This is a genomic window from Acuticoccus kandeliae, from assembly GCF_003073115.1.
In genome coordinates this window covers 837,791-863,295 of the sequence record NZ_QBBV01000003.1, presented here as the reverse complement: position 1 = coordinate 863,295, position 25,505 = coordinate 837,791, and the positions used below count along the sequence as shown (strand labels likewise).

Genomic DNA, 25,505 nt, shown 5'->3' with positions numbered 1-25,505 from the left:
GCACCTTATGCGCAAATGCGCACCGAGGCGAGGGATGATGCGCTGCCGACCACAGGCGCGCGCAGATAGACATTGCGCCATTCCGGGTGGCGCACGAAGGCGTCCGTGAGGCCGAGCGTCGTCTCCGGGCCGCCGAGGACGAGATAGCCGTCCTGCGGCATGATGGATGCGATGCGGTTGAGCACGTCGGCCTTCGTCGGCCGGTCGAAATAGATGAGCACGTTGCGGCAGAAGACGATGTCCACCGGGCCGAGCTGGCCGAACGGCTCCAGGAGGTTGCGGCACTGGAAGGTCACGCGCGAGCGGATCTTCGGGGCGATGATGTAGTGGTTGCGGCCCGTCTTTTGGAAGTAGCGGTCCAGATAGTGGGGCGGCATCCCGCGGCCGACCTCGAAGGCGGTGTACTCGCCCATGCGCGCGCGCGTCAGCGCCGCCTGGGAGAGGTCCGTCGCGAGGATCTCCACGCCGTTCTTCGACAGGCGCGCCGCGTTCTCCTCCAGCATGATCGCGATCGAATAGGGCTCCTGCCCGGTGGAGGCGGCCGCGCACCACACCTTGATCGGCCGGTTCGCCCCGCGCACCGCCGCAAGGCGCGGCAGCATCATCGAGATCAGCGCCTCGAAGGGCTTGCTGTCGCGGAAGAAGAGCGACTCGTTGGTGGTCATCGCCTCGACCACCTGCTCGATGATCTCCGACGCGCCGAAGCCGCGCATCCGCGACACGAGCTGGGCGACATCCTTCAGCCCGTGATCCTCGATGATCGGCCTCAGCCGCGTCGTCACGAGGTAGGCCTTGTCGGTGGTGAGGGCGAGGCCGGAGCGCTCCTTCAGGAGCCGGCGCAGATAGGCGAAATCCTCCTCCCGCAGCATCAGAACACCCCCTGCATGGCCGCCTGGACCGCGGCCGGGATGTCGGTGAGGGGGAAGACCTTGTCGACGACGCCCGCCGCGACCGCCGCGCCCGGCATCCCCCACACGACGCTCGTCTCGCGGTCCTGCGCGAACACCGCGCCGCCGGCCGCCGCGATCACCTTCGCGCCCTCGCACCCGTCATTGCCCATGCCGGTGAGGATCACCGCGAGGAGGCCGCGCCCGAACACCTCCGCCGCCGAGACGAAGAGCACGTCCGCCGAGGGGCGGCAGAAATTGACCGGTGGCGTGTCGATCAGCTTCAGCCGCCGGCAGGCCCCGCTCTGGGCGACGATCATGTGATGGCCGCCCGGCGCGATGCGGATCTCGCCCGAGGTCAGCGCCTCGTCATTCGTCGCCTCCACCGCCCGCCAGGAGGTGGCGCGGGAGAGGTGCTCGGCGAGGATCGGGGTGAAGGCGGCCGGCATGTGCTGGACGATCAGCACGGGGACGGTGACGCTCGCGGCCGGGATCTTGGAGAAGAGGGTGATCAGCGCCTGCGGCCCGCCGGTGGAGCTCGCGACCACGAGCACCTGCGGCGGCGCGCGGTGGAGGCGCGGCCGGGGCGTCTGGGAGGGGGGCGCGGCCTCGCGGCCGCCCATCCGGGCGGGGCGCTCCGGCGCGCGCGGCGCGTTCGCACGCGGCGGCGGCGCCTTCCCGCGCAGGACGCGGGTGATCTCCTCGGCGATCGGCCGGTAGGCGAGCGGCTCGTCGACGGCCGGCTTCAGGATGAAGCTCGCCGCCCCCTTCTCGAGCGCCTCGGTGCGCATCGCGCGGCCCTCGGCCGTGTCGGGCGCGACGACGACCACGATCGTGTTGGGGTCGCTCCCGGCAATCTGGCGCAGCAGGCCGAGCCCGCGCATGCCCGGCAGGTCGGTGTCGAGAACGTGTGCCGTCGGCCGCATCTCGCCCGCCGGTCCGCTCCCCGCCTGCGGGTCGGTGGATTCCAGCGACAGGACGAGGTCGGATCCGGCGGCCGCGAAGGCGCGGCGCAGCGCCGTTCGGAGCGCGGGGGAATGGGCGAGGAGCTGGACGCGCCGCCGGGTCCGCTCCGGCAGAAGGGTCGCCGCACTCACGCGCTGACCAGGTTCATCACGCTATCGAACAGCCGGTCGACCGCGACGAGGAGGACGAGGTGGCCGTCCGCGCGCTGGACACCGGTGACGATCTCGCGCCAGCGGCGGTCGAGATTCATCGGCGCCGGCTCACGCTCGGCCGGGACCGAGCGCAGCACGTCCCCCATCTGGTCGACGGCGAGGCCGAACAATTCGTTGTGCCGCTCGATGCCGATCGCCATCGTGAGGTCGGTCCGCGCGGGAGCGAAGCCGAGGATCTGGCGCGTGTCGAGCGCCGTCACGATCCGGCCGCGCAGGTTGAGGACGCCGATGATGCCGGGCGGCGATTGCGGCACCGTGGTGATGCGCGACAGCAGGAAGACCTCGTGCACCGCGCTGATCGGCAGGGCGAACCAGTGGCCCGCGAGGCGCGCCGTCACGTAGCCGTCCGCCTCGTCGACGAGGGTGTTCTTCTTCGCACTCACGCGGCGATCTCCTCGGTGCGCGGCCGCGTGAAGTCACGCAGCGACTGAAGCAGGCCGTTGCGGTCGAGCTTCGAGATGTAGTCGGAGAAGCCGGCCGCCCGCGCCCGCTGGATCGCGTCCTCGTCGATAAGGCCCGTGAGGGCGAGGATCGGCACGTGGTTGAGCCGTTCGATCCGCCGCACGGCCTTGGCGAAGGCGAAACCGTCCATCTCCGGCATGTCGACATCGGTGACGATGACGGAGGGGACGAGACCGCCCTCGAGGCGGTCGAGCGCCTCGGGACCGGATGAGCAGACGACCGGCTCGAACCCCGCCGAGCGCACCACCGGCGCGACGAGATTGCGGAAGAAGATGCTGTCGTCGACGAGCAGGATCTGGTCCGCCCCCGGCGCGAGCTTCTTCTTCATGTGCGGCTCGAACCAGTGGGCCGAGGCGAGGCCGAGGAAGTAGCTGACGTCGATGATCTCGGTCGAGCCGCCGCTGATGATCGCGCTGCCGAGGATGCCCGCCTGCTCGGACGGGATCTGCACCTCGACATTGTCCTCCACGATGTCGACGATCTCGTCGACGAGGAGGCCCATCGAGCGCCCCGCGTCGGACATGACAAGGAGGGGCTTGCGCTCCTTGCTGGTCGGATCAGGCGGATCGCCGAACCAGACGAGCGGGATGAGCTCGCTGTTGTACTGGATGTGCCACTGCCCGTCGCTCTGGTCGGCGTCGGAGAGGGAGACCTCCTCGAGGCGCGTGATGAGGCTGATCGGGAGCGCCTTCCGGTTGCGCGTGCTGGCGCGGAAGATGAGGAGGAGCTGCTTCTCTTCTTCCACCTCCACCTCGGCCGCCTGCTTGTTGACCGATTGGACGGCGGCCTCGCTGGGGTTGGCGGCGGCGGAGCGCACCCCGTTCGGATCGACGATCATGATGACGCGCCCGTCGCCGAGGATGGTGGAGCCGGAGAAGATCTCGAGGCCGCGCAGCGCCGCCGGCATCGGCTTCACGACGATCTCCTCGGTGCGTGCGACGGTGTCGACGAGCATTCCGAAACGCAGCCCGCGGGCGCGCATCACCATGACGAAGCCGCGCGTCGATTCGTCGGCGACCCTCGGCTGGCCGTTTTCGTCGACCGCGGAGGGGAGCTGGAGCACCGCGCGGAGGTCGACGACTGGCAGCAGCCTGTCGCGCGAGCGCAGGACCGGTGCCTCCTTGATGAGCTGGATCGAATGCGGCCCGCCCGGCTCGACCTTGAGGAGCTCGTCGACCGAGGTCTGCGGGATCGCGAAATCCTCGTCGTCGACCCCCACGATGAGCGCGCGCAGGATCGCGAGCGTCAGCGGGATCTTCAGCGTGAAGACCGAGCCCGTGCCCTTGGCCGAGCGCACGTCGATCGACCCGCCGATCCGCTCCACGTTGGACTGGACGACGTCCATCCCGACGCCGCGGCCGGAGACGCTGGTCACTTTGGCGGCGGTGGAGAAGCCGGGCTCGAAGATGAACGAGTAGACCTGCTCGTTCGACATCCGCTCGGCTTCCTCGACCGTGGTGATGCCGCGCTCGATCGCCTTCGCCTTGATCTTGTCGACGTCGAGCCCGCGCCCGTCATCGGCGATCTCGACGAGGATCTGGCCGCCTTCATGGTAGGCGTTCAGCGAGATCTTGCCCTTCTCGGACTTGCCCGCCGCGACGCGCTCGGACGGCAGCTCCAGGCCGTGATCGGCCGCGTTGCGCACCATGTGGACGAGCGGGTCCTTGATGCTTTCGAGGACCTGGCGGTCGAGCTCGGTGTTCGCGCCCGTCATCTCGAGGTCGATCGCCTTGCCGAGATTGGACGACACGTCGCGCACGATGCGCGGCAGCTTGCGCCAGGCATTGCCGATCGGCTGCATGCGGGTGGACATGACCGCCTGCTGCAATTCGCCGGTGACGGTGGAGAGGCGCTGGAGGGCGAGCTTGTGCGTCGTGCGCTCCTCGTTGCGCATGATCTCGGTCAGCTCGTTGCGCGTCAGCACCAGCTCGGAGACGACCGTCATCAGGTGCTCCAGCGTCTCGACCGAGACGCGGATCGAGCGGTCGCCGCTCTGGTCGCCACCCTCGCTCTTCTCCTCCGCCTTCGGGGCAGGCTTTGGCGCGGCGGGCTTGGCGCTGTCGTTCGCGGCGGCGGTCGCGGGCGGCTTCTTCGGCTCCATGGCCTTCGCCGCGGCCGCGCTCGCGCCGCCATCGCCGGCGGCGGCGGGCTCCGCCGGGGCGGCCCCAGTCTCGGCCCCAGTCTCGGCCTCAGTCTCGGCCTCGGCCTCCGCATCCGCCTCGGTCTCCGCCTCGTCCCCCTCCGCCTTCGGCGCGGCGGCGTTCTCGCTGCCCGCCTCGTTGAGGGCGGCGATGATCGCCTCGTCGGAGCCTTCCGGCTCCTGGCCGCCACCCGACTCGATGGCGCCGAGGATGGATTTCAGACGGTCCGCGACGCGCAGCATCGCGTCGACCGCCTCGTGTGTCACGGGCTCGCCGTTGCGCAGCCGGTCCATCAGGCTCTCGGCGGCGTGGGCGAGGCCGGCCATGCGCGGAAGGCCCAGGAAGCCGCAGGTGCCCTTGATCGTGTGCATCATGCGGAACAGCTCGTTCAGCATGGCCGTGCCGTCCGCTTCGTTCTCCAATTCGACGAGGCGGACGTCGACCTGCTCGAGCGTCTCGTATGTGTCGGTGATGAACTCCGCGAGAAGATCGTCCATTCCGTCCATGTTCGTCCTCGTCAGGCGGCGAAAGTGTGCAAGCCGCGCGTGGGTGTGAGGGTCGTCGTGAGCCCCGCACCGGCGGCGTCAGGGATTGTCGCGGGTCTATCTTGTGCGAGGACTGTGGCGCGCACCCCACTCACCCATGAAGCGGCATGGCCGCTATCGCGCGATGATGGGTTTGCCGGTCCACGCGGCGTCGCGGCGGGGCTGGTCGGCATCCGCGTCTCCTCCCCGCGCGCGGCTCAATGGCCGCCCGAGGCGCCGCGCGCGCCGGACTCGGACTTCGCCTTGGCCGGCGCCCCGATCCCGATCGTGCGCACATTCTTGGCGAGCGGGGCGGCGCCCCCCTCCCCCGCCGGCGCGGACGCGAGGTCGATATAATTGAGCCCGTCGACGAGGAGGTCCTGCACCACGTCCGCGCCCATCCGCTCGTTGACGCGCGCCTTCGCCTCGTCCGCGAGGGAGGCGAGGTCGAAGCGGACGAGCTTGCCGAAGCTTGCCTCGGCGCGGCCGTAGATCGAGCGGAAGACCTCGTCCGTGATGAAGGCGTCGGGCTCTGAGGCGAGCGCGCGCAGGACCGCGGCGTCGGCGGTGTAGACCATCCGCACGACCACATATCCGCTGACATTCCCGTTCTGGAGGACAGGGACGGACATCGTGGGGAGCGAAGTGTAGCGCAGCCCTTCGAGGCGCGGCGTCTCCTGCTCCTCGCCCTGGTTCAGCTTCCAGGCGGCCACCGCGTAGCCGGTGCCGAGCGTGACGCACACGGCCCACAATCCGACGAGGAAGAGCTTCACGAGCGGTGCTCCGCGGCGTGCGGGCGGACCGGCAGATGCGGGCCGTAGGTGCCGTCCCATTCGTCGGCCATGACGGCGTCGGCGACGAGGCCGGCGACGATCTGGGCGGCCTGGAGGCGGACCTGGAGGAGCGCCTCCTCCCGCTGGAGCTTGCCGCGCAGGCGGCCGATCTGGACGGCCGTCGCGTCGTCGACCGCGCCGATCGCGCCATGGCGGCTGAGATGGAGGAGCACCCTCCGCTTGGCCTCGGCGAGCGCCGCATCATCGACGGCGCCGCCCGATTCCAGCGCGGCGATGCAGTCGTCGACGATCGTCTCCAGGCGGGTGAGCGATGTGGCAAGGGCTTGGGTCATCCAATGTCTCCGGTGCGATCGGCCATCATGCGATCCACGAGCACGGCGATGCCGAGGTCGCCGCTTTCAGCGATCTCGGCCGCGAGATGTTCGGCGAAGAGGCCGCGCCAGAGCCGCCCCGCGCTCCCGCCCCAGACGGGATTGTCGTCGTCCGGCAGCATCTCGGCGACGAGCGGGGTGAGGACCACGGCTTCGAAGGACTGGCCGAGCGTCGGCGCCGTCTCGACGCGCGGTGCGGCGCTTTGTATCGTTTCAAAAATTCTGGCGAACGGTGCCCCGCCTTGCGAGACGCCACGCGACGCGGGCTTTTCGGGCGCGAGCGCCGGGGCGGTGGATCCCGAAGCCAGGACCCCGTCGAGAGGGACGATCGCCATATTCACCTCCCGTGAGCGGACGCCGGGCCAAGGGTGGCGCATCCGGCGGTATGGGCGGACCCTACGCGGGGTCGCTGTCCGGAGGCTTGCCGGAGGGGCTGGCGCGCCGCGTCGCGATCGTCCGCGCGAGGCTCTCGAGGGCGACCGCCTCGAGCCGCCGCCGTTCCGCCTTCGCGCCCTCGGCCCGCTCGGCGAGCCGCGCTTCCTCCTCGAGGCGCCGCGCGGCCGTGTCGTCGCGCATGTGGCGCGCCCGCGCGAGATCGGCGTTGCGGCGCAGCGCCTCAGCATGACGCGCATTGCGGCGGAGCGCCTTCGCCATCGTCGGCACGATGATGCCGTGGAGGTCGCTCTCGGCGCTGAGGGACGCGATGATCGCCTCCCCGGCGGCGATGCTGTCGCGGTGCGCGGCCTCGGCGTTGGCCCGCTCCAGCGCCGCCACCCGCGCGAGCGCGCGCTGCGCCCTTGCGACGCGCGCGAGCCGCTCGGCCGAGGCGCGCCTCACAGGCCTGCCGAGAGCTGGCGGAACGCGTCCATGAAGGCGAACATCATCTCCCGGATCGTGACCGTCATCATCAGGAGCCCGCCCGCCGTGATGAACGGGAGGGCGACGAAGAAGGCCGGGATCTGCGGCGTCATCTTGTTGGTGAGGCCGACCGCGAAATTCACGACCACCGAGTAGATGATGAAGGGCGCGGCGAGGCGGAGCGCGACGAGGAAGGCTTCGGACACCCGGTCCGTCACCGCCACCAGCGCGGCGCGCAGGTCGAGCCCTCCGCCCGGCGCGATGACGGCGTAGGAGCCGATGAGCCCCCGCAGGATCTCGTAGTGGAGGTCGGCGAGGAAGAGGATCGCGATCGCCGTCACCATGAAGACGTTCGCCGCCGCCTGGCTCGGCTCGCCGCCCTCGATGCTGGTGCCCGGAATGCCGCCGAGGCCGATGGCGTTGGCGATGCCGACCGAGAGCGTCTGGAGCGCCATCAGGAGGAGGCGCGACAGGAGGCCGATGAGGAGCCCCGTCGCGGTCTCGCTGACGATGATCGCGAGGAGGCCGGCGGGGTCGGTCCCCTCCACCCGCGCGACCGCGCCCGGCAGCACGATCGGCGTCACCGCGAGGGCGACGCCGAGCGCGAGGAAGACGCGCGCCTGCACCGGGACGCGAAGCGAGGAGAGGCCCGGCGCGATGAGAAACACGCCAGCGACGCGCGCGAAGACGACCGCGATGCCGAGAACCTGGTTCGACAGCGCGGTCTCGCTCACGAAATCGAGCCGATCGGCTGCACCGTCGCCCCGCGCGCGATCTCGAGATGGGAGAGGACGGGGATCGAGGGGAACATCCGCTCGATGATCATCCGCACATAGGGGCGCGCGTCCGGCGCGGTCACGATCGCGAAGCGCGAATGGATCGCCATCAGCTCCTTGATGACGCGCGAGGACGCCTCGCCGAACTCCTCCACGAGGCGCGGGTCGAGGGTGAGCTCCACCACCTCGCCCTTCGCGTCGCGCTTCAGTCCCTGGTGGAAGGCGAGGTCCCAGCGGTTGCCGAGGCGCAGGACGTAGAGCGTCCCGTTCTCGGCGAGATCGCCGCAGATCTGCGAGGCCATGCGGATGCGCACGTGCTCGGCGACGATCTCGGCGCGGCGGGCGTGCGGGCTCACCTCCGCGATCGCCTCCAGGACGAGGTGGAGGTTGCGCACGGAGACGCGCTCGGCGAGCAGCAGCTTCAGCACCGCCTGGAGGCCCGAGTTCGAGATCTGCGCCGGGACGATCTCGTCGAGAAGGCGCTTATACTCGGGGTCGAGCCGGTCGAGGAGCGCGCGCATGTCCTTGTAGGAGAGGAGCTGGGCGAGGTTGTTGCGCGTGATCTCGACGAGGTGGGTGAGGACGACCGACAGATTGTCGATCGGCACGAACCCCTCCCGCTTCACGTCGGTGATGAACGCCTCGTTGATCCAGACCGCGCGCATCCCGAAGGCGGGATCGCGCGTCTCGTCGCACGGGACCTGCGGGGCGGGCGCCTCGCCGGTGACGATGAGGAAGTCGCCGACGCGCAGCGCCTGCGAGGCGATCGTCGTCCCGTGGATCGCGATCTGGTAGCCCTTGGTCGGGACCGTCAGGCTCTCGCTCACCTTGATCTCGGGGATGACGAAGCCGTACTCGCGGGCGAACTTGCGGCGGATCTTCGCGACGCGGTGGGCAAGCTCGGTCGGCGAGCGCAGCACCGTGCGGGCGAGCTGCTTGCCGACGATGAGCTCGATCTCCGGCACGTCGAGCTCGGCCTTCACCGAATCCTGCGCGGAGCGGGCGGCGTCGTCGGCGGCGGCCTGCGCGGCCTTCTCCCGCGCGACCTCCTCCGCCCGGCGCTGGCGCGGGATCGTGTAGGCGACGAAGGCGAGGATCGCGGTGAGGATGAAGAACGGGATCGTCGGCAGGCCCGGCACGATCGCGAAGATCGCCATCAGCGCCGCCGCCATGATCAGCGCGCGCGGATAGGCGCCGAGCTGGCCGAGCACCGCCTTGTCGGCCGAGCCGCGCGTGCCGCCCTTCGACACGAGGAGGCCGGCCGCGAGCGAGATGATCAGCGCCGGGATCTGGCTGACGAGCCCGTCCCCGACCGAGAGGCGGGTAAAGACGTCGGCGGCGGGGGCAAGGTCCATCCCATGGCGCGTCGTCGCGATGACGATGCCGCCGAAGATGTTCACCGCGATGACGATCAGCGAGGCGATCGCCTCGCCGCGCACGAATTTCGAGGCGCCGTCCATCGCGCCGAAGAAGCTGCTCTCCTCCTCGAGTTCCTGGCGGCGGCGCTGGGCCTCCTCCTCGTTGATGATGCCGGAGGAGAGGTCCGCGTCGATCGCCATCTGCTTGCCGGGGATCGCGTCGAGGGTGAAGCGCGCCCCGACCTCCGCGATACGCGTCGCGCCCTTGGTGATGACGAGGAAGTTCACCACCACGAGGATGATGAAGACGACGATGCCGATGACGAAATCGCCGCTCATGAGGAAGTTCGCGAAGCCGGCGATGACGTAGCCGGCGGCCGTCACCCCGTCGTGCCCGTCGGCAAGGATGAGGCGCGTCGTCGCCACCGAGAGGGCGAGGCGCAGCATGGTCGCGATGAGCAGGATCGTCGGGAAGGAGGAGAATTCGAGCGGCTTCTCGATCCAGAGCGCCACCATCAGGATGAGGACGGCGAGCGCGATCGAGAGGGCGAGGCCGACATCGATGAGGAAGGTCGGGATCGGCAGGATGAGGACGCCGAGCATCGAGATGACGCCGAAGGCGAACGCGACATCGCGTATCCCCGTGGGGACGAGCTTCGTCAGGATGGGGGGCCGGGCCTCGCGCCCGGCGGTGTTGGCAGTCGTCATCTCGGGTTCGCCCTCATGGCAAGACCTTGCGGGCGTGCGGGGTGGCCGCCCGCCCTCTTCGGGATCCGTCACGGCCGAGTGTGCCGGTCGGGGCTTGGCTGTGGCTGGCCCCTCCCCGGTCCGGCCGGCCTCAGAACCCGTTGGCGATCCGGCCGAACACCTCCTCGGTGAAGGCGAAGATGTGCGCGCCCATGAAGGAGGCGGAGACGGCGGCGACGACGAGGATCGCGATGATCTTCGGGATAAAGGTCAGCGTCATTTCCTGCACCTGCGTCAGCGCCTGGAGGAGCGAGATGGAGACGCCCACCACCATCGCCACCGCGACCGCCGGCGCGGAGGCGACGAGGACGGTGAAGATCGCCGACTGGACGAGGTCGATCGCGTCAACTTCGCTCATCGTCAGGTGATCGTGATGCCGGCGCCGAGGCGCACGGTGTCGCCATTGTCGAGGACGGCGTAGGAGCCGTCGGACACGATCGTCACCGCCGTCACGGTGCCGGAGACGCCGCCGGCGGTCTCGATGGTGCGGCCCACCATGGCGCTCGCGTCGGCGAGCGCGTTCGCCGTCATCATCGCCGACAGGCGGTCGTTGGTGATGATGTTCTGCTCGACATTGGAGAAGTTGGCGAGCTGGGCGACGAACTCGGTGTCCGACATCGGCTCCAGCGGATCCTGGTTCTTCATCTGCGTGACGAGGAGCTTCAGGAACGCGTCATAGTCGAGCGTCTGGGTCTGCAGCGCGGCGGCGGTCGCTTCGCTGCCGGCGGTCGACGGGTCGTTGCCCACGGGGGTCACACCGGACATGGCCTTCTCCTTTCAGTTCAACAGGGTCGGACGGCCGGCGGGCCGCGCCTCGCCGCGCTGGTCGGGCGCGACGGGGATCGGCTCCGCCTCCTCGGCGAGCGCGGCGCCGGGATCCTTCGCGCACGGCAGGCGCGCGGCCTTCGCCTGGCGCGCGCCGGCGCCCTCGCGACGCGGCCGCTCGATCTCCTCAGGGATCTCGAGGAGCGCCGCCTCCTCCGCGAAGAGGCTGCGCAGGCGCTTCAGCGCGTGGAAGGGGCGCTCGTTCGCGACCTGGGAGATCGCGTCCTCCAGCCCCTCGCGCAGCCGCGCCGTGGTCAGCGCATCGCGCACGTCGACGGCCATCGTCTCGAAGAGGGTGCGGCTCGCGGCCGCGTTCTGCGGATCCATCAGCATCGCCTGGACGGCGAAATAAAGCTGGCGGAGCGGGGTCGTGGTGTCCTCCACCTGGAGGACGTGGTTCTCGAGGAGGAAGGTCGCGTCGTTCAGGAGCTCGATCGTGACCTTGCGGTCGACGCGGACGACCGCGCCGTTGATGAAGAGGCGCTCGCCCGCGCGCAGCGACAGGTGCATCGGCCGCATCGGGCCGCCGCGCCCCTCCCCCTCGCTCGCACGCCGCCGCCGCGTCGGGGCGCTCATTGGCCGAGCCCCTGGCGGATCGAGCGGTTCACGTCGATGAGCGCGGCCCAGTTCTGGTCGCGCCCGGCGATGATCGCGTCGGTCTCCTTGATGACCCAGAGCCCGATCGAGATGAGGTTGCCCTTCAATTCGTCGGACAGATCGTTCGCCGGGTCGGTGAGGTCGCGGATGAGGAAGCCCCACAGCGTCTGCATGTAGCGCGCCGCCTCGCGGCCATGGGCCGGCACGTCGGGCGCGGCGCGGGCCTTCTCCATCAGCGCGAGGCCCTCGTCGAAGGCCATGCACTCGCGCTCGCGCCCGACCTCGCTGGCGTCGTGCCGCACGTCCACATAGGTATCAGCCTGCAAGACCGTGCTCCTTACGCGTAATTGAGGATGCTGAGGCGCGAGAGCTGGCTCGTCATCGCGTAGCTCATCTCGATCTGCGTGGTCAGAAGGTCGATCCGGACCTTCGCCTCGGCGGGGTCCGCGCCTTCGGCGTCGGCGACCTTGAGGGCGAGGATGTCGGCCGCGAGGCTCATCCGGTTGTTCGCCTTGGCGATGGCGTTCTCGGCGAAGCCGAGCTTGCCCTTCAGCGCCACCACCTCCGTGATCGCCGTGCCGAGCACGATCCGCGCCTTCTCCACGATCGCGTCGCGCGTGCCCTGGTCGAGCGCGGTGAAGCCGAGCCCGGCCATCATGGTGAAGGCCATCGCGAGATTGCGCATCGCCGTCTCGTTGGCGTTGGTCGAGGTCTCGGTCCGCTCCGAGGGGGCGATGCGCGAGACGACGTTGCTCGACGAGGCGCTCGACCAGTCCGTCGTCCAGGCCGGGTCGGCGAAGAGGTCGGCGAACTCGTTCTCCAGGAAGTCCACCATGTCGGCGGGCGTGATCGCGGACGCGCCGGCACTCCCGACGGCGACGCCGAAGCGGGTGAGGAAAGCCGCCTCAACCGCCGCCTGCGGCCCGTCCGCGTAGCGCGAGAAGGGCTTGGTGTCGGAGTTGAGGCCGGCGAAAAGGTAGGAGCCGCCGTCGGAGGCGTTGAGCCGGTCGGCGAGACGGTCGAGCGAGGTCTGGCCCTGGATCTCCAGCGTCTTGGCGGACTGGAGGCCAGGCGGGAGGGCGACGAGGGCCGTCAGCATCTCGGAGGCCACCGTCTCGAGGTCGGCGAGCGCGGTCTGCGTCTGCGAGAGGCGCGCCGTCGCCGAGCCGTTCGAGGCGATCAGCATCTCGAGGAGGGAGAGGTCCATCCGCGTCGCGACCGTGCGCCCGGTGCCGCTGCCGAGCGTCAGGCCGACATCGGCGTGGCGCTGGGTCGCGATCTCCGTCGTGCGATCGACCAGCTCGTTCTGCAGCCGCTCGATCGTCGCGCGCGGCGCGTTCCGCAGCGCGGCGGTGGAGATGTAGCTCGTTTGCATTAGGCGATCCCCAGAAGCGTTTGGAACATCTCGTCGATGATGTTGAAGAGGCTGGAGCTGGCCGCGAAGTGGCGCTCGATGAGGAGCTGGTTGGCGTACTCGTCGTCGAGGTTCACCCCGGTCTCGCTCGCGAGCGCGTCGGAGGCGCGCAGGAGGATCGCGCGCTCGATGTCGACCTGGCGCGAGGTGTCGGCGCGCAGCCCCTCGATCCAGCCAATCGATCCGGTGGCGAAATTCTGCAGCGTGCCGGTCGCGATCAGCTCCGCCGTCGGATCGAAGGTCTGGATCGCGGTGAGGTCCTCGCCGAGCTGCATCAGGCGGTCGGCATAGGCGGCGAGGCCGGTCGGGTTGCCGGTCCCGTCGCGCAGATTCTCGACCGAGCCGCCCTGGGTCGGGTCGACATCGGGCGCGACGGCGATGGTGCCCGCATAGTCGGGCGGGCCGCCATTGACGAAGAGGCTCCCCGTCCCGTCCTCGAAGACCTCGGTGAGGACGCGCGCCATCTCGTTGATCTGGAGCTGATAGGTCGGCGCGATCTCGTCGCGGACCGTCGCGTGGCCGAGGATCGAGCCGCTGCGCGAGGGCATCGGCGCGGTGTCGCCGGTGATCGCGAGCCCGTCCACATAGACGACGCCGCCGATCGTGCTCGGCGTGTAGACCGAGGTCGGCTGGAAGGTCACCGCGCGGGCCGACCTGTCGAACAGCGTGACGCCGCCATCGGTGAAGAGGGCCATTTCACCCTTGTCGCGCTGGAGGACGGTGACGCCGAGATATTGCGACATCTCCGCGACGATCCCGTCCCGCTCGTCCTCCCAGATGGTCGGGTCGGCGCCGGAGGCGTAGGCGTGCATGATCTTGGTGTTGGCCCGGTCGAATTCACCCAGAAGCCGGTTCACCTCGTCGACCGCGTCGGACATCGCCCGGTCCGCGTTCTCGCGCAGAAGGTTCAGCTCGTTGTTGGTGCGGTTGAGCGCGTCCGCGAGGTCGCGCGCGCGCTCGACCGTCGTCTGCCCGAAGAGCGGGTCGTCGGGCGCGTTCGCATACTCGGCAAGCGCGGTCTGGAGGTCGCCGATGAGGGCGGCGGGCGAGACGCCGTCCTCCGGGTCGCCGACCGTGTCGGAGAGGACCGTCAGGTGGGCGATCATCGCGTTCTGCTGCGCCGTCTTCGAGGTCGCCTCGATCATGCGCGTGTAGAGGACGGTGTTCTCGGCGCGGCGGACGGCGGAGAGGTGGACCCCGCCGTCGAGCGTCGTCGTGTTGAGCCCGACCGCCCGCGAACGCGTGGGGTCGCTGGCGGCCGCGACGTTGCGGCCGGAGAGCGCGATCTGCTGCTGCGCGACGATCAGCGATTGCCGCGCGACATTGGCCGCAACATTCAGGCTCATGTTCGGGCCCTATCCCTTAGCGCTTGAGGTTGACGAGGACTTCCAGGAGCTCGTTGCCGGCCTGGAAGCTCTTCGAGTTCGCCGTGTAGGCCCGCTGGGCGATGATCATCCCCGTGAGCTCGGTCGCGAGGTCCACGTTCGACTGCTCCACCGCGCCGACGATCAGCGAGCCGTTGGCCGCGTCGTTCGGCAGCGCGACGCGCAGATCACCCGACTGGACGGTGATGCCGTAGACATTGCCGGGGCGCGGATCGAGCTGGTCCGGGCTCGGCACGTTCGCGAGCGGGAGGCGGTAGAACTCGACCTGCGCGCCGTCCTCGTAGATCGCGGAGATGCGCCCGTCCTCGCTGATCGAGACGCCCTGCACGCGGGCCGGCGCGTTGCCGTTGACGGCGATCTCCAGCGGCTCGAACTCGGCGGCGAGCTGGGTGGTCGAGGTGATGTTGAGGTTGAGCGGCGCGGTGGCGTCGGGAAGCTGCACCTCCAGCATCGCCTGCATGCTCGGGTCGATCGACAGGACCGCGCCCGAATAACCGGTCGCCGGCACCGTCGTCGCGATGTCGCTGATGAGGCCGGTCGACTGGTCGAAGGTGATCGTCGCCTGGGCGAGGATCGGGTTCGCCGGCGTCGCCCCGCCGATCGGCGGGTTCGGGTTGCCGTAGGGGAAGTCGGTCGTCACGCTCGGATCGCGCGTCGACTGGTCGAACACGACGACCTCCCACTGGGCGGGGGTCGGGCCGGAGGGATCGTACTCCTGCACCTTCGTCCAGTAGACGTCGAGCGTCACCTCGCCGCCGAGATCGTTGTAGGCGACGATGGAGCTCTTGATCGTGTACTCGGAGGTCGCAAGGTTCGCGGACGGCAGGTCGCCCGTCACGACCTCTGCATCCATCTCGAGGTTTGCGCGATAGACGCCCGAGGTCGACGGCGTCGCGCGCATGTTCATGTAGTCGATATTGACCGGCTCGAGGCCGCCCGTCCCGTTGAGGGTGATCACCGGCTCCTCGCCATCGATCGAGGGGAAGCCGAGGAGGGCGTAGCCGGCGGCGTTCACGAGATTGCCGGACTGACCGTCGACCACGAAGGAGCCGGCGCGGGTGAGGAAGTGCCCGCCATTGGCGTCCTCCACCACGAAGAAGCCGTTGCCCTGGATGGCGAGATCGGTGGTCGACAGCGTGTAGGAGAGCGAACCCTGGCGCGAGATCTCGTAGTTGACGTTCGCGGTGACGGCGCCGGACGAATAGCTCCCCGGCCCGGCCTCCAGGATCATCGACGAGAACTGCGTGTCGGCCCGCTTGTAGCCGATCGTGTTGGCGTTCGCGATGTTATCGGCGACCGTCGCCAACTTGTAGGACTGCGCTTCCATCCCGGAAACGCCGGTGCGCAAGACATTGTAGAGGCTCATGACTTCCCTTCCTTGGGCGCCTGTCGATGGCGGCGGGGACCCCTGCCACGCATGGCGCATCCGGGCCGTACGCCCGTCCGCTCGACGAATTGCAGTGTTGCCTAAAGGCCTTGTCTCAGGCTGAGACGCTCTCGCCCTCGCCGCCCCCGCTCCGCGGCGCGAGGACGGCCGCAAGTTCAGAGAAAGCGTCCCGCGAGGCGGGGTCGGTCGGGGACTGGACGAGCGCGTCGTAGATCTGCGGCACGAGCGCGACGGCGCGGTCGAGCTCGGCGTCGGAACCCGGCTTGTGGCCGCCGAGGAGGCGCAGATCGCGCGTGTCCTCGAAGCGGGAGACGAGGCCGCGCAGGCGTCGCGACAGCTCCATCTCGTCCGGCCGGAAGGCGCGGTTCGCGACGCGCGAGAGCGAGGCGAGCGGGTCGACCGCCGGATAGCGCCCCGCCTCCGCGATGGCGCGGGCGAGCACGATGTGCCCGTCGAGCGTGCCGCGCGCGGCGTCGGCGACGGGCTCCTCCATGTCGTCCCCGTCGACGAGGACGGCGAAGACGGCCGTGATCGAGCCCGCCCCCGCGCCGCGCCCCGCCCGTTCGGCGAGGCGGGAGATGTCGCCGAAGACACTCGGCGGATAGCCGCGCGAGACCGGCGGCTCGCCCGCCGCGAGCGCGACGTCGCGCGCGGCGTGGGCGAAGCGGGTGAGGCTGTCGAGGAGGAGGAGGACGCGGCGGCCCTCGTCGCGGAAGTGCTCCGCGATCGCCGTCGCGGTGAGCGGTGCGAGGCGGCGCATCATCGGGGTCTCGTCCGCCGTCGCGACCACCGTGACCGTGCGCTCGCGATGCGGCTTCAACGGCCCGTCGAGCATCTCGTTCACCTCTCGCCCGCGCTCGCCGACGAGCGAGGCGACGACGACGTCGAAGGAGGAGGCGGCCGCGATCATGCCGAGAAGGGTCGACTTGCCGACGCCGGAGCCGGCGAAGATGCCGACGCGCTGGCCCTCCACGAGCGGGGCGAAGATGTCGAGCACCTTGACGCCCGTGCGCATCGGCGTGGTGAGGGGGGCGCGCGAGAGCGGCGGCGGGGGCGCGGCGTCGACCGTGCGGGCGACCCCACGCTCCAGCGGCGCACCGCCATCGATCGGGCGGGCGAGCGCGTCGACCACGCGGCCCGGCCAGGTCGCGTGCGGGCGGACCCGGAATTCGCCCAGAAGCGTCGCGCGCGCGCCGAGGAAGGCCGCCCCGCGCCGCTCATAGGGCGCGGCGACCACGCGCTCGCGGTCGATCCGGATCACCTCCGCGAGCGCGGGCCCTCCCGCGTGGCTGATCAGAAGCTGGTCGCCGAGCGCGGCGTGGGCCGAGAGGCCGCGCACGCAGCGCTCGCTCGCCGTCGCCTCGTCGACGAGGCCGGAGACGCGCACCGCGGGGGCGGTGTAGCCCGCGAGCGCCGATGCGATCCGTTCCAGCGCGCCCATCCGCGCCTCCTTTCGGGGGGATGCCCCAGGCAAGATCGGTGACGCACCGGCTCATCCGGCGCGGCTGGTGTCGGCCCTACTCGGAGCCGAGGATCCGCACCGCCTGCTCCAGCGAGGCGTAGCGGTCCTTCGCGGCCGAATCGGCACGCTCGAAGGCGCGCTGGATCTCGATCAGCTCGGTGATCGACTGGACCGCGTTGACGTTCGAGCCCTCGCGATAGCCCTGGCGCACGCCGTTCGCGACGCGGTCGGCAATCGGCTCGGCGGGCCGGTCGGAGAGGACGGCGGAATCACCGTAACGGGTGAGGCCGGCCTCCGGCGCGATCGAGAAGAGGCCGAGCACACCGACGACGCGGCCGGACTGGGTGATCGTCCCGTCCCCGCCGATCGCGAGCGGCCCGTCGGCAGGCTGCACCTGGATCGGCGCGCCGCCCTCGTCGGCGACGCCGTAGCCGGTGAGGGTCTGGAGGTCGCCCTCGGGGCTGATCGTGAAGCGCCCGTCGCGCGTGTAGGCAAGGCCCGACGGCGTCGCAACGCCGAACCAACCGTCCCCCACGATCGCGACGTCGAGCGGGTTGCCCGTCACCTCGATCGGCCCCGGCGTGCGGTCGATCGTGACCGTGTCGACCGCGGCGAAGGCGACCTGGTCGCGCCGATAGTCCGACAGCACCGTGTCGAACGTCACGAGCTCGGCGCGGAAGCCGCCCGTGCGCATGTTGGCGACGTTGTTCGCGACGGTCGCGAGGCGCGTGTCCATCGCGATCTGCCCGGACAGCGAAACGTAGATATCAGACGACACTCAGTTGCCCCCGAGCCGGAAGGATTGGAGCGACATGGCAAGGTCGAGCGAGAGGGTCGGCGAGGCGTTGCCGCCGGCCCCGAAGAGGCTGAGGATCGGGTCGGTCGACGTCACCTCCGTCGCGTCCCACACCGCGGTGAAGCGGGTGAGGAAGCGGTCGAGCTCCACCGGGTCGGAGAAGGACTCGAAATCGATCTCCTCCTCCAGCACCGCCGCCTGGCGGTCGATGTCGATCGCGGAGAAGGCGGTCGGCAGGCCGAGCACCGTGCGCACCACCTTGAAGAGGGCGGCGTCGGCGAGGATGTCGAAGGCGCTGTCGATCTTCGGCGCCATCCGCTCGAAATAGAGGGCGAGACGGACGCCTTCGCCGTCGACCTCGCCGGCGTCGACCTCCATCGTCTGGCGCACATAGCGGTCGACGGTGGGTTGGCCGTTGATCTCGCGGCGCATGGTGAGGTCGCCGAAGGATTCGAAATCGAACGCGGCGGCGAACTCGCGCAGGCGATTGTCCGAGGTGCGGTTCGCGAGCGAATCCGGCTCGGTGACGCCCTCTTCCAGGATCTTGCGCATGTAGCCCTTGGCGAAGGCGAGATCGGCGAGGCCGTAGGCCGTCATCGCGAAGCGGAACAGGCGCGTGTCGGCGAGGAACTCGTCGATCGAGCTGATATTGCGATAGTTCTCGAGATAGTACTCGCTCTCGAGCTTCACCGGACCCTGGCTCGCGGTGATGGCGAGCGAGCGGTCGAGGTTCTGCGCGATCAAGCGATAGCTGACTGAGACATTCATACTATGCCCCCCAAATTCCGGTGCGCGGGTCGCCGGGTTTGTCGGGCCGGCCACGCGCTGGTGGCATCACATTGGGGCGCACGGCTTGTGCGGGACTGGTGTCCTCGGCCGGTTCCAAAGTCGACGGCCAAACCAGCTATGCGTCCAGCCTCGCGCAAGTTGGGCGCGGTCTACTCCCGTCGGGTCTTACGGGAGATGAACTCTTGGCAGTCATATTGGGTCTGGTCGTCGGCATCGGTTCGATGCTGGGTGGCTTCATGGCGATGGGTGGCCACATCGAGGTCATCTGGCAGCCGTTCGAATTCCTCATCATCTTCGGCCTCGGCGCCGGCATCTTCATCGTCGCGAACCCGCTCGCGATGGCCAAGCAGACGCTTGGCGCGATCAAGGATGCCTCCGTCGGCAAGGCGCCGAAGCGCAAGGACTTCCTCGAGCTCCTCGGCCTCCTCTTCGCGCTGATGCGCGACCTCAAGGCCAAGCCCCGCAACGAGGTTGAAGAGCACGTCGACAATCCGGAGGAGTCGGAGCTGTTCAAGCAGTTCCCGAACATCCTGAAGGACAAGCTGCTCCTCAACTTCATCTGCGACTATGTGCGGCTGATCCTGATCGGCAACGCGCGCGGCTTCGAGATCGAGGCGCTGATGGATCAGGAGATCTCGACGATCCGCAAGGAGAAGCTGAAGCCGGCGCTGGCGCTCGGCGAGATCGCCGACGCGCTCCCCGCGATCGGCATCGTCGCGGCCGTCCTCGGCATCGTGAAGGCGATGGGCGCGATCGACCAGTCGCCGGAGATCCTCGGCGGGCTGATCGCCGCCGCGCTCGTCGGCACGTTCATCGGCATCCTGTCGTCCTACGCGTTCTTCTCGCCGATGTCCTCGAAGATCAAGACGATCCGCGAGAAGCAGATGAAACCCTTCCTCATCACGAAGCAGGCGCTGCTCGCCTACATCAACGGGGCGATGCCGCAGATCGCGCTGGAGCACGGCCGCAAGACCATCGCCTCGGGCTACCGCCCCACCATCGACGAGGTGGAGCGCGAAGCCCTCGGCGGCGGCGAAAAGCAGGCGGCGTGAGGCATCGATGAGCGCCGACAACACCTCCGTTTCCGACCGCCTCCTCGACGCCGCCGGGATCCAGATCGACCGGCTGCCGATGCTGCCGGTCATCTTCGACCGCGTCGCCAACCAGTGCGCCGAGCAGCTGCGCGCGATCGCCGCCTCACCCTGCTATTTCTCGGTGATGGACATCGAGCAGGGCCGCATCGGCGACCTCCTCGAACCCTACGAATCGAACGCGGTGGCCGCGATCCTCGAGGTCCCCGAATGGGACTCGGAGGTCGTGCTCGGCTTCGACCGCGACTTCATCTTCACCATCGTGGAGGTGATGTTCGGCGGCGACGGGCAGGAGCAGCCGGAAGAGGACGGCCGCACCTTCTCCAATATCGAGATGAAGATCTGCGCCAAGCTCGCCGACATGATCTGCGGCACGCTGAGCCAGGCCTTTTCGGCCGCCACGAAGGCGACCTTCAGCCTGGAGCGGCTCGAGACGCGGATGCACTTCGCGGTGATCGGCCGGCGCAACTCGCAGGCCGCGGCCGCCAAATTCCTGGTCCAGGCGATCAATCGCGGCGGCGAGATGTTCGTCATCCTGCCCCATGCCGGCCTCCAGATGGTGCGCCGCTCGCTGTCGACGACGGCGAACAGCGAGCCGGGGACGCGCGATCCGGCATGGGTCAAGCAGATGCAGGCCGGCGTCACGCGCGCCGAAGTCTCGCTGCGGGCGATCCTCGAAGAGAAGCAGATGTCGCTCGGCGACATCACGCGCCTCAAGCCCGGCCAGATCATCCCGCTTTCGGCGACGCCGAAGACACCGGTGAAACTCGAAGCCAACGAGCAGGCGCTGTTCTGGTGCCAGCTCGGCCAGTCGGACGGCGTCTACAAGCTCCGCATCGACGAAGTCTTCGATCCAGAACAGGAGTTCTTAGGTGATATCCTCAATCATTGATTTCGTTCTCCTGTCGGCGCTCGCGGCGACGTCGGCGTCCGTGCTCCTGATGTATCGCCGGCTCCAGCGCTTCGACGCGCTGCAGGGAGAGGCGGCGCGGGCCTTCGCCCGCTCGTCCGAGGCGCTCGACAATGCGCGCGAGGCGATGCGCGCGCTCCAGGCCGATGGCGGCAACATGGCCGTCACCCTCGCCGCCCGCCTCAACGAGGCGCGCGTGATGATGAACGAGGTCGACGAGGCGACGACACGCACGGCCGAGGCCTTCGTCAACGGCCAGCGCGCCGCCGCCGCTGCGCCGCCGCCCCCGCCCCGCGCGGTCGCGGCCCCGGCCCCGGCTCCCGCTCCGGCACCGGCCGCCCCGAAGGCCGCCGCGCCCAGGCCGGCGGCCCCGCCGAAGCGGCCGCTCGAGGACGTCGCACCGCCCGTCCCCGCCGCCGAGCGCATTCGCAACGCGGCGCGCGCGCGGGCCGAGGCGGCGCGGGCCAAGCTCGCCGCCCGTGCCGCGGCGACACCCGCTCCCGCGACCCCCACCCCGCCCGAGATGCCGGGCCACGGCGACGCGCCCTCGCACACGACACCCCCGGTTCCGCCGACCCTCCACCGTGCGCCGGAGCGTCCGGCGCGGATGGCGGAGACGGCCCAGTCCCGCCCGGTGCCGACCGGCCCCGTCATGGTGATGATGCGCCCGCCGGCCACCGAGCCGGAGTCGGCCGAAACCGCCGAGGACGCGCCGGTCGCGCCTCCTGCCACCGCCCCCTTCGCCGCAACCGCCGCCACGGCGAAGCCGACGCTCGCCGCGCAGGCGACGCGCTGGACGCCGCCGCCCGCCCCCCCGATGGCGAGCGTCGGCGCCACCGTCGCGCGCATCGCGACCGCCGCGCCGAAGACCGGCACCGGCGCCATCACCTGGAACGACCTCGCCAAGGCCGCGCAGCGCGCGGGATGACCCCGCCGCGCCCCCTCCCCGTTCGAGCAAGAGGATCATCATGTCCGAAGAAGAGAGCCCCACGCCCAAGCCGCGCCAGGCGGGTGTCGCGAACGAACCGTCCATCGACACGATCCTGCGCATCCCCGTCGTCATGCAGGTCGTGCTCGGCTCGGCGACGATGCCGGTCGCGAACCTCATGAAGCTCGGGCGCGGCCAGGTGGTCGCGCTCGATCACCGGGTGGGCGAGCCGGTCGACATCGTCGTCAACGGGCGCACCATCGCGCGCGGCGAGGTGGTCGTCGTCGACGACGATTCTTCCCGCTTCGGCGTCTCCCTGACCGAGATCGTCGGCCCGGCCTCCGTCGACGAGAAATGACCATGAACTCCGCCCCGATGGTCCGCACGCGGTCGATGACGCCCGTCGAGAAGGTGGCGACCATCATCATGACGATGGGTCCGGGCGCCGCCGGCACGGTGATGCGTCACTGGGACCAGAACGAGTTGAAGACCGTCACCCACGCGATGGCCGAGCTGCGGCCGGTGTCGGTGACCCAGGTCGAGGATCTCGTGAACGAGTTCCTCGAGCAGTTCGGCATCGGCGCGAACCTCGTCGGCGACGCCACCCAGGTCCAGAAGCTCCTCGAAGGGATCCTGCCCCCCGACCAGATCCGCGAGATCATCGCCGAGATGGAAGGGCGGGTGAACCAGTCGATCTGGGACCGCATCTCGGCGGTCTCGGAGGGGAGCCTCGTGCCCTATCTCCTCAACGAGCACCCGCAGACGACGGCGCTCGTCCTCTCCAAGCTGCACCCCGCGACCTCCGCCAAGGTGATGAGCGAGCTGCCGCAGGATCTGCGCGACGGCGTCGCCCGGCGGATGCTGAACTGCAAGGCCGTCGTCGACGATGCGCTGAAGCTCGTCGAGAAGGCGCTTCACGAGGATTTCACCGTCAACCTCTCGCTCAACATGGGCGGCGACAGCCACGCCCGGATGGCCGACATCATCAACAAGATGGAGCGGTCGCAGATGGAGGGCGTTCTCGACGGTCTCTCCAACACCCATCCGAAGTCGGCGGAAATCCTGCGCTCGCTGCTCTTCACCTTCGACGACATCGTCAAGCTCAACCCGAAGTCCCTCACGGCCCTCTTCGACGCCATCGACAACACCGATCTCGTCATGGCGATGAAGGGCACGGAGGCCGGCTTCCGCACCACGGTGCTCTCCTGCCTCGCCTCACGCACGCGGCGCATGGTCGAGCAGGAACTCGCCTCCGGCGAGCCCGCCACGCAGCGCGAGGTCAACGATGCCCGACGCAAGATCACCGACCTCGCGCTCGCCATGGGCCAGCGTGGCGAGATCGACCTGTCGACCGGCGACGAGGATGGCGAGCTCGTCCAATAAAGGGAGCGCGCCCGATCCGGCCAGGCGCCGGCGGGCCGCCCCTTGAGCGACCGCCCCGACAGTTCGGAACGGACAGAAGAGCCGACCGCCAAGAAGATCGAGGACGCGCTGAAGAAGGGCCAGACGCCCTTCTCCCGCGAGGCGCCGACCTTCGCCTCGCTCCTCGGCCTCCTCGTGGTGCTCGGCCTTCTCATCAGCGAGCAGACGCGCGTCTTCGTCTCCGATCTCGCGCGCATTCACGACAACGCGGGCGGCTACGCGCTGGAAGACGGGACCGACGTCACCGCCCTCTTCCTCAACGTCTACCGCGCCTCGGCGATCTTCGTCCTGCCGATCGTGATCCTGCTCGCGATCTTCGGCGTGATCGCCGCGCTCGCCCAGTCGCCGCCGAGCATCGTCGCCGAGCGCGTGCGCCCGAAGCTCGAGCGGATCTCGCTGGTGGCGGGGGCGAAGCGCATCTTCGGCAGCCCCGGCATCGCCGAGTTCCTGCGCTCGCTCTTCAAGTTCGCGGTGGTCGGCACCATCGCGGTCACGCTCCTCGCCGGCGAGATCCCGCACGTGGTGCGCGCGGTCTTCGTCGACCCGACGCTGCTGCCCGCGCAGATCCTGTCGATCGCGACGCGCCTTCTCGCCGTCGTCTGCGCCACCACGATCATCCTCGTCGCCGCCGACCTCGTGTGGACCCGCTTCAAGTGGAAGCGCGACCTCAAGATGACGCGCCGCGAGGTGAAGGACGAGCTGAAGCAGAGCGAGGGCGACCCGATCCTGCGCGCCCGCATCCGCTCGGCGCAGAAGGACCGCTCGCGCCGGCGCATGCTGACGGCGGTGCCGAAGGCGACGGTGGTGATCGCGAACCCCACCCACTTCGCCGTCGCGCTCCTCTATGCGCGCGGCGCCGGCGGTGCGCCACGGCTCGTCGCCAAGGGGGCGGACCTCGTCGCGCTGCGCATCCGCGAGATCGCGGACGAGAACGGCGTGCCTATCGTGGAGAACCCGCCCCTCGCGCGCGCCCTCTACCACGCGGTCGAGGTCGAGCGGCACATCCCGGAGGAGTTCTACCGGGCCGTCGCAGAGGTCCTCTACTACGTCTACGCGCGCTCCGATCCGGCCGGCGGCCGGCGTCCACCCCACACGCCGGCATAGCTCTTTTTCGCTCCAGCCCCGGACAAGCCGCGTCCCGTACCGTCGCGGTGTTCGAGGAAACGGACGCTGGAGCCCCCAGGAAACCGACATGATCGTTGGAACGAGCGCCACCGAAGCGGCCCCCTCGCCGCTCTATGTGATGAACCACGCGACCCGCCGCGCGACCTGGGCCTCGACCCGCGAGGCCGCCATCGCCGGCAACATCGCGAACGCGAACACGCCAGGCTACAAGGCCCGCGATATCGAGCCCTTCGTCGCCGACATCCACGCCCGCCGCGTGCAAATGGCGACGACCTCGCCCGCCCATCTCGCCCCCACCCCGCTCGAGATGAGCGCGGCGGACGTCGACGAGAGCGACAGCTGGGACGTCAGCCATTCGGCCAACACGGTCTCCCTCGACGAGCAGCTCATGAAGGCCGACGAGACGCAGCGCACGCACCAGCTGTCGCTGTCCGTCATCGGCACCTTCCACCGGATGCTCCTCAGCGCGGTGTCGTTCCGGTGACGGGCGGCGATCCCCTCGCGGCGATCTCCCGCCTCGCCGGCGCCGGGCTGGAGGCGCAGTCCTATCGGCTGCGCGTCGTCGCGGAGAATATCGCCAACGCGCGCTCAACCGGCGGCTCGGCCGGCGCCGACCCCTACCAGCGCAAGACCATCGTCTTCGGGGCCGAGCTCGACCGCGCGATCGGCGCGCTCTCGGTCAAGGTCAAGCGCACCGGGCTCGACGAAAGCCCCTTCGTCGTGGAGCACGACCCCGCGCATCCGGCCGCCGACGTGGAGGGCGACGTCAAGTATCCGAACGTCAATCCGCTCGTCGAGATGACCGACATGCGTGAAGCCAATCTCTCCTACGAAGCCAATCTCCAAATGATGAAACGAGCTCGCTCGATGATCTCGATGACCATCGATCTTTTGAGGAACGGTTCATGATGAACATCTCAGCCATCACAGGCGCCGAGCCGAAGCGCCCCGCGAATGTCGGCACGAACGGCACCGGCGCACCGGACGAAACCTTCCAGCGCATGTTCGCCGAAGTCGCCGCCTCCGCACGCGACGCCCTTCGCACCGGCGAGGCGGCCTCGATCGCCGGGGTCAATGGCGACGCGTCGGTCCAGAACGTGGTGCGCGCCCTCATGACGGCCGAGCAGCAGCTGCGCGCCGCCATCGCCGTGCGCGACCGCGTCGTCGCCGCCTACCAGGAAGTGAGCCGGATGCAGATCTGAGCCTCAGCCAGATCCGTCCACCTCGCCACCATCATCGACGGCACCAGAGCGTGCCCACCACGGCCAGACCCGTCCG

28 protein-coding genes and 1 pseudogene are annotated in these 25,505 nt (G+C 69.6%); 9 read left to right on the top strand and 20 right to left on the bottom strand.

What is annotated here, in order from left to right; genetic code table 11:
* Positions 1-5 precede the first annotated feature (5 nt).
* The 20 genes and pseudogenes from DBV35_RS23305 to DBV35_RS23210 form a co-directional block, all read right to left on the bottom strand.
* Positions 6-869 carry a CheR family methyltransferase gene (locus DBV35_RS23305; RefSeq protein ID WP_108662745.1) on the bottom strand — a complete coding sequence of 288 codons (864 nt, stop codon included), beginning with the start codon at positions 867-869 and terminating at the stop codon, positions 6-8.
* Positions 869-1,984: a chemotaxis protein CheB gene (locus tag DBV35_RS23300; RefSeq protein ID WP_108662744.1), complete on the bottom strand. Its 1,116-nt coding sequence runs from the start codon at positions 1,982-1,984 to the stop codon at positions 869-871. Before DBV35_RS23300 ends, DBV35_RS23305 begins: the two co-directional genes overlap by 1 nt.
* A complete protein-coding gene (locus tag DBV35_RS23295; RefSeq protein ID WP_108662743.1) occupies positions 1,981-2,448 on the bottom strand; it encodes a chemotaxis protein CheW in 468 nt (155 codons plus the stop codon). The genes DBV35_RS23300 and DBV35_RS23295 overlap by 4 nt, the downstream gene beginning before the upstream one ends.
* Entirely contained in the window at positions 2,445-5,165 is a 2,721-nt protein-coding gene (locus tag DBV35_RS23290; RefSeq protein ID WP_108662742.1) for a hybrid sensor histidine kinase/response regulator, read from the bottom strand. Before DBV35_RS23290 ends, DBV35_RS23295 begins: the two co-directional genes overlap by 4 nt.
* 245 nt (positions 5,166-5,410) lie before the next feature.
* On the bottom strand, positions 5,411-5,965 hold the full coding sequence (locus DBV35_RS23285) for a hypothetical protein (protein WP_108662741.1): 555 nt from the start codon (positions 5,963-5,965) through the stop codon (positions 5,411-5,413).
* Positions 5,962-6,318 (bottom strand): hypothetical protein, encoded by a 357-nt coding sequence (locus tag DBV35_RS23280; RefSeq protein WP_108662740.1) that lies wholly within the window; start codon positions 6,316-6,318, stop codon positions 5,962-5,964. The genes DBV35_RS23285 and DBV35_RS23280 overlap by 4 nt, the downstream gene beginning before the upstream one ends.
* The gene (locus tag DBV35_RS23275) at positions 6,315-6,692 is read right to left on the bottom strand and encodes a hypothetical protein (RefSeq protein WP_157961929.1); all 378 of its coding nucleotides are present in this window, start codon (positions 6,690-6,692) and stop codon (positions 6,315-6,317) included. Before DBV35_RS23275 ends, DBV35_RS23280 begins: the two co-directional genes overlap by 4 nt.
* Before the next feature lie 61 nt (positions 6,693-6,753).
* Positions 6,754-7,194 (bottom strand): hypothetical protein, encoded by a 441-nt coding sequence (locus DBV35_RS23270; RefSeq protein WP_108662738.1) that lies wholly within the window; start codon positions 7,192-7,194, stop codon positions 6,754-6,756.
* Entirely contained in the window at positions 7,191-7,949 is a 759-nt protein-coding gene (locus DBV35_RS23265) for a flagellar biosynthetic protein FliR (RefSeq protein WP_108662737.1), read from the bottom strand. Before DBV35_RS23265 ends, DBV35_RS23270 begins: the two co-directional genes overlap by 4 nt.
* Positions 7,946-10,057, bottom strand: coding sequence for a flagellar biosynthesis protein FlhA (gene flhA, locus DBV35_RS23260; protein ID WP_108662736.1), 2,112 nt, complete (start codon positions 10,055-10,057; stop codon positions 7,946-7,948). The genes DBV35_RS23265 and flhA overlap by 4 nt, the downstream gene beginning before the upstream one ends.
* A gap of 130 nt (positions 10,058-10,187) precedes the next feature.
* On the bottom strand, positions 10,188-10,454 hold the full coding sequence (gene fliQ / locus DBV35_RS23255; RefSeq protein WP_108662735.1) for a flagellar biosynthesis protein FliQ: 267 nt from the start codon (positions 10,452-10,454) through the stop codon (positions 10,188-10,190).
* A 2-nt stretch (positions 10,455-10,456) separates the two neighbouring features.
* A complete protein-coding gene (flgD, locus tag DBV35_RS23250) occupies positions 10,457-10,861 on the bottom strand; it encodes a flagellar hook assembly protein FlgD (protein WP_108662734.1) in 405 nt (134 codons plus the stop codon).
* 198 nt (positions 10,862-11,059) lie between these two features.
* Positions 11,060-11,431, bottom strand: a pseudogene (flbT, locus tag DBV35_RS31485) (flagellar biosynthesis repressor FlbT); the annotation flags it as partial.
* A gap of 62 nt (positions 11,432-11,493) precedes the next feature.
* On the bottom strand, positions 11,494-11,844 hold the full coding sequence (gene flaF / locus DBV35_RS23240; RefSeq protein WP_108662733.1) for a flagellar biosynthesis regulator FlaF: 351 nt from the start codon (positions 11,842-11,844) through the stop codon (positions 11,494-11,496).
* A gap of 11 nt (positions 11,845-11,855) precedes the next feature.
* The gene (locus DBV35_RS23235; RefSeq protein ID WP_108662732.1) at positions 11,856-12,893 is read right to left on the bottom strand and encodes a flagellar hook-associated family protein; all 1,038 of its coding nucleotides are present in this window, start codon (positions 12,891-12,893) and stop codon (positions 11,856-11,858) included.
* Positions 12,893-14,278, bottom strand: coding sequence for a flagellar hook-associated protein FlgK (gene flgK, locus DBV35_RS23230; protein ID WP_108662731.1), 1,386 nt, complete (start codon positions 14,276-14,278; stop codon positions 12,893-12,895). Before flgK ends, DBV35_RS23235 begins: the two co-directional genes overlap by 1 nt.
* 16 nt (positions 14,279-14,294) lie before the next feature.
* Positions 14,295-15,683 carry a flagellar hook protein FlgE gene (locus DBV35_RS23225; protein WP_108662730.1) on the bottom strand — a complete coding sequence of 463 codons (1,389 nt, stop codon included), beginning with the start codon at positions 15,681-15,683 and terminating at the stop codon, positions 14,295-14,297.
* 115 nt (positions 15,684-15,798) lie between these two features.
* Entirely contained in the window at positions 15,799-17,145 is a 1,347-nt protein-coding gene (locus tag DBV35_RS23220; protein WP_108662729.1) for a FliI/YscN family ATPase, read from the bottom strand.
* A 76-nt stretch (positions 17,146-17,221) separates the two neighbouring features.
* Complete coding sequence (gene flgF / locus DBV35_RS23215; protein WP_245944042.1) at positions 17,222-17,944, bottom strand: flagellar basal-body rod protein FlgF; 723 nt, start codon at positions 17,942-17,944, stop codon at positions 17,222-17,224.
* Positions 17,945-18,730, bottom strand: a complete 786-nt coding sequence (locus tag DBV35_RS23210; RefSeq protein WP_108662727.1) for a DUF1217 domain-containing protein — start codon at positions 18,728-18,730, stop codon at positions 17,945-17,947.
* Positions 18,731-18,933: 203 nt separating this feature from the next.
* Here DBV35_RS23210 and motA point away from each other — a divergent pair, with 203 nt between their 5' ends.
* The 9 genes from motA to fliE all read left to right on the top strand — a co-directional run bounded on the left by motA (position 18,934) and on the right by fliE (position 25,429).
* On the top strand, positions 18,934-19,803 hold the full coding sequence (gene motA, locus DBV35_RS23205) for a flagellar motor stator protein MotA (protein WP_108662726.1): 870 nt from the start codon (positions 18,934-18,936) through the stop codon (positions 19,801-19,803).
* Between the two features lie 7 nt (positions 19,804-19,810).
* On the top strand, positions 19,811-20,734 hold the full coding sequence (locus DBV35_RS23200; RefSeq protein ID WP_108662725.1) for a flagellar motor switch protein FliM: 924 nt from the start codon (positions 19,811-19,813) through the stop codon (positions 20,732-20,734).
* On the top strand, positions 20,715-21,680 hold the full coding sequence (locus DBV35_RS23195; RefSeq protein WP_108662724.1) for a hypothetical protein: 966 nt from the start codon (positions 20,715-20,717) through the stop codon (positions 21,678-21,680). Before DBV35_RS23200 ends, DBV35_RS23195 begins: the two co-directional genes overlap by 20 nt.
* 40 nt (positions 21,681-21,720) lie before the next feature.
* Complete coding sequence (fliN, locus tag DBV35_RS23190; RefSeq protein ID WP_108662723.1) at positions 21,721-22,038, top strand: flagellar motor switch protein FliN; 318 nt, start codon at positions 21,721-21,723, stop codon at positions 22,036-22,038.
* A 2-nt stretch (positions 22,039-22,040) separates the two neighbouring features.
* Positions 22,041-23,063, top strand: a complete 1,023-nt coding sequence (locus DBV35_RS23185) for a flagellar motor switch protein FliG (RefSeq protein WP_205648813.1) — start codon at positions 22,041-22,043, stop codon at positions 23,061-23,063.
* A 42-nt stretch (positions 23,064-23,105) separates the two neighbouring features.
* Positions 23,106-24,206, top strand: coding sequence for a flagellar biosynthesis protein FlhB (gene flhB / locus DBV35_RS23180; protein ID WP_108662721.1), 1,101 nt, complete (start codon positions 23,106-23,108; stop codon positions 24,204-24,206).
* 88 nt (positions 24,207-24,294) lie between these two features.
* Positions 24,295-24,711: a flagellar basal body protein gene (locus DBV35_RS23175; protein WP_108662720.1), complete on the top strand. Its 417-nt coding sequence runs from the start codon at positions 24,295-24,297 to the stop codon at positions 24,709-24,711.
* The gene (gene flgC, locus DBV35_RS23170; protein WP_108662719.1) at positions 24,708-25,136 is read left to right on the top strand and encodes a flagellar basal body rod protein FlgC; all 429 of its coding nucleotides are present in this window, start codon (positions 24,708-24,710) and stop codon (positions 25,134-25,136) included. Before DBV35_RS23175 ends, flgC begins: the two co-directional genes overlap by 4 nt.
* Positions 25,133-25,429: a flagellar hook-basal body complex protein FliE gene (gene fliE, locus DBV35_RS23165; protein ID WP_108662718.1), complete on the top strand. Its 297-nt coding sequence runs from the start codon at positions 25,133-25,135 to the stop codon at positions 25,427-25,429. Before flgC ends, fliE begins: the two co-directional genes overlap by 4 nt.
* Positions 25,430-25,505: the final 76 nt, after the last annotated feature.

What these genes read in the sequence shown, in the direction of transcription:
- flgD (WP_108662734.1), bottom strand. Translation starts at nt 10,861, where the DNA reads ATGTCCGGTGTGACCCCCGTGGGCAACGACCCGTCGACCGCCGGCAGC.
- DBV35_RS23220 (WP_108662729.1), bottom strand. Translation starts at nt 17,145, where the DNA reads ATGGGCGCGCTGGAACGGATCGCATCGGCGCTCGCGGGCTACACCGCC.
- DBV35_RS23185 (WP_205648813.1), top strand. Translation starts at nt 22,041, where the DNA reads ATGAACTCCGCCCCGATGGTCCGCACGCGGTCGATGACGCCCGTCGAG.
- fliQ (WP_108662735.1), bottom strand. Translation starts at nt 10,454, where the DNA reads ATGAGCGAAGTTGACGCGATCGACCTCGTCCAGTCGGCGATCTTCACC.
- DBV35_RS23225 (WP_108662730.1), bottom strand. Translation starts at nt 15,683, where the DNA reads ATGAGCCTCTACAATGTCTTGCGCACCGGCGTTTCCGGGATGGAAGCG.
- DBV35_RS23175 (WP_108662720.1), top strand. Translation starts at nt 24,295, where the DNA reads ATGATCGTTGGAACGAGCGCCACCGAAGCGGCCCCCTCGCCGCTCTAT.
- flhA (WP_108662736.1), bottom strand. Translation starts at nt 10,057, where the DNA reads ATGACGACTGCCAACACCGCCGGGCGCGAGGCCCGGCCCCCCATCCTG.
- DBV35_RS23200 (WP_108662725.1), top strand. Translation starts at nt 19,811, where the DNA reads ATGAGCGCCGACAACACCTCCGTTTCCGACCGCCTCCTCGACGCCGCC.
- DBV35_RS23305 (WP_108662745.1), bottom strand. Translation starts at nt 869, where the DNA reads ATGCTGCGGGAGGAGGATTTCGCCTATCTGCGCCGGCTCCTGAAGGAG.
- DBV35_RS23280 (WP_108662740.1), bottom strand. Translation starts at nt 6,318, where the DNA reads ATGACCCAAGCCCTTGCCACATCGCTCACCCGCCTGGAGACGATCGTC.
- fliN (WP_108662723.1), top strand. Translation starts at nt 21,721, where the DNA reads ATGTCCGAAGAAGAGAGCCCCACGCCCAAGCCGCGCCAGGCGGGTGTC.
- DBV35_RS23235 (WP_108662732.1), bottom strand. Translation starts at nt 12,893, where the DNA reads ATGCAAACGAGCTACATCTCCACCGCCGCGCTGCGGAACGCGCCGCGC.
- DBV35_RS23275 (WP_157961929.1), bottom strand. Translation starts at nt 6,692, where the DNA reads ATGGCGATCGTCCCTCTCGACGGGGTCCTGGCTTCGGGATCCACCGCC.
- flgK (WP_108662731.1), bottom strand. Translation starts at nt 14,278, where the DNA reads ATGAGCCTGAATGTTGCGGCCAATGTCGCGCGGCAATCGCTGATCGTC.
- DBV35_RS23290 (WP_108662742.1), bottom strand. Translation starts at nt 5,165, where the DNA reads ATGGACGATCTTCTCGCGGAGTTCATCACCGACACATACGAGACGCTC.
- fliE (WP_108662718.1), top strand. Translation starts at nt 25,133, where the DNA reads ATGATGAACATCTCAGCCATCACAGGCGCCGAGCCGAAGCGCCCCGCG.
- DBV35_RS23210 (WP_108662727.1), bottom strand. Translation starts at nt 18,730, where the DNA reads ATGAATGTCTCAGTCAGCTATCGCTTGATCGCGCAGAACCTCGACCGC.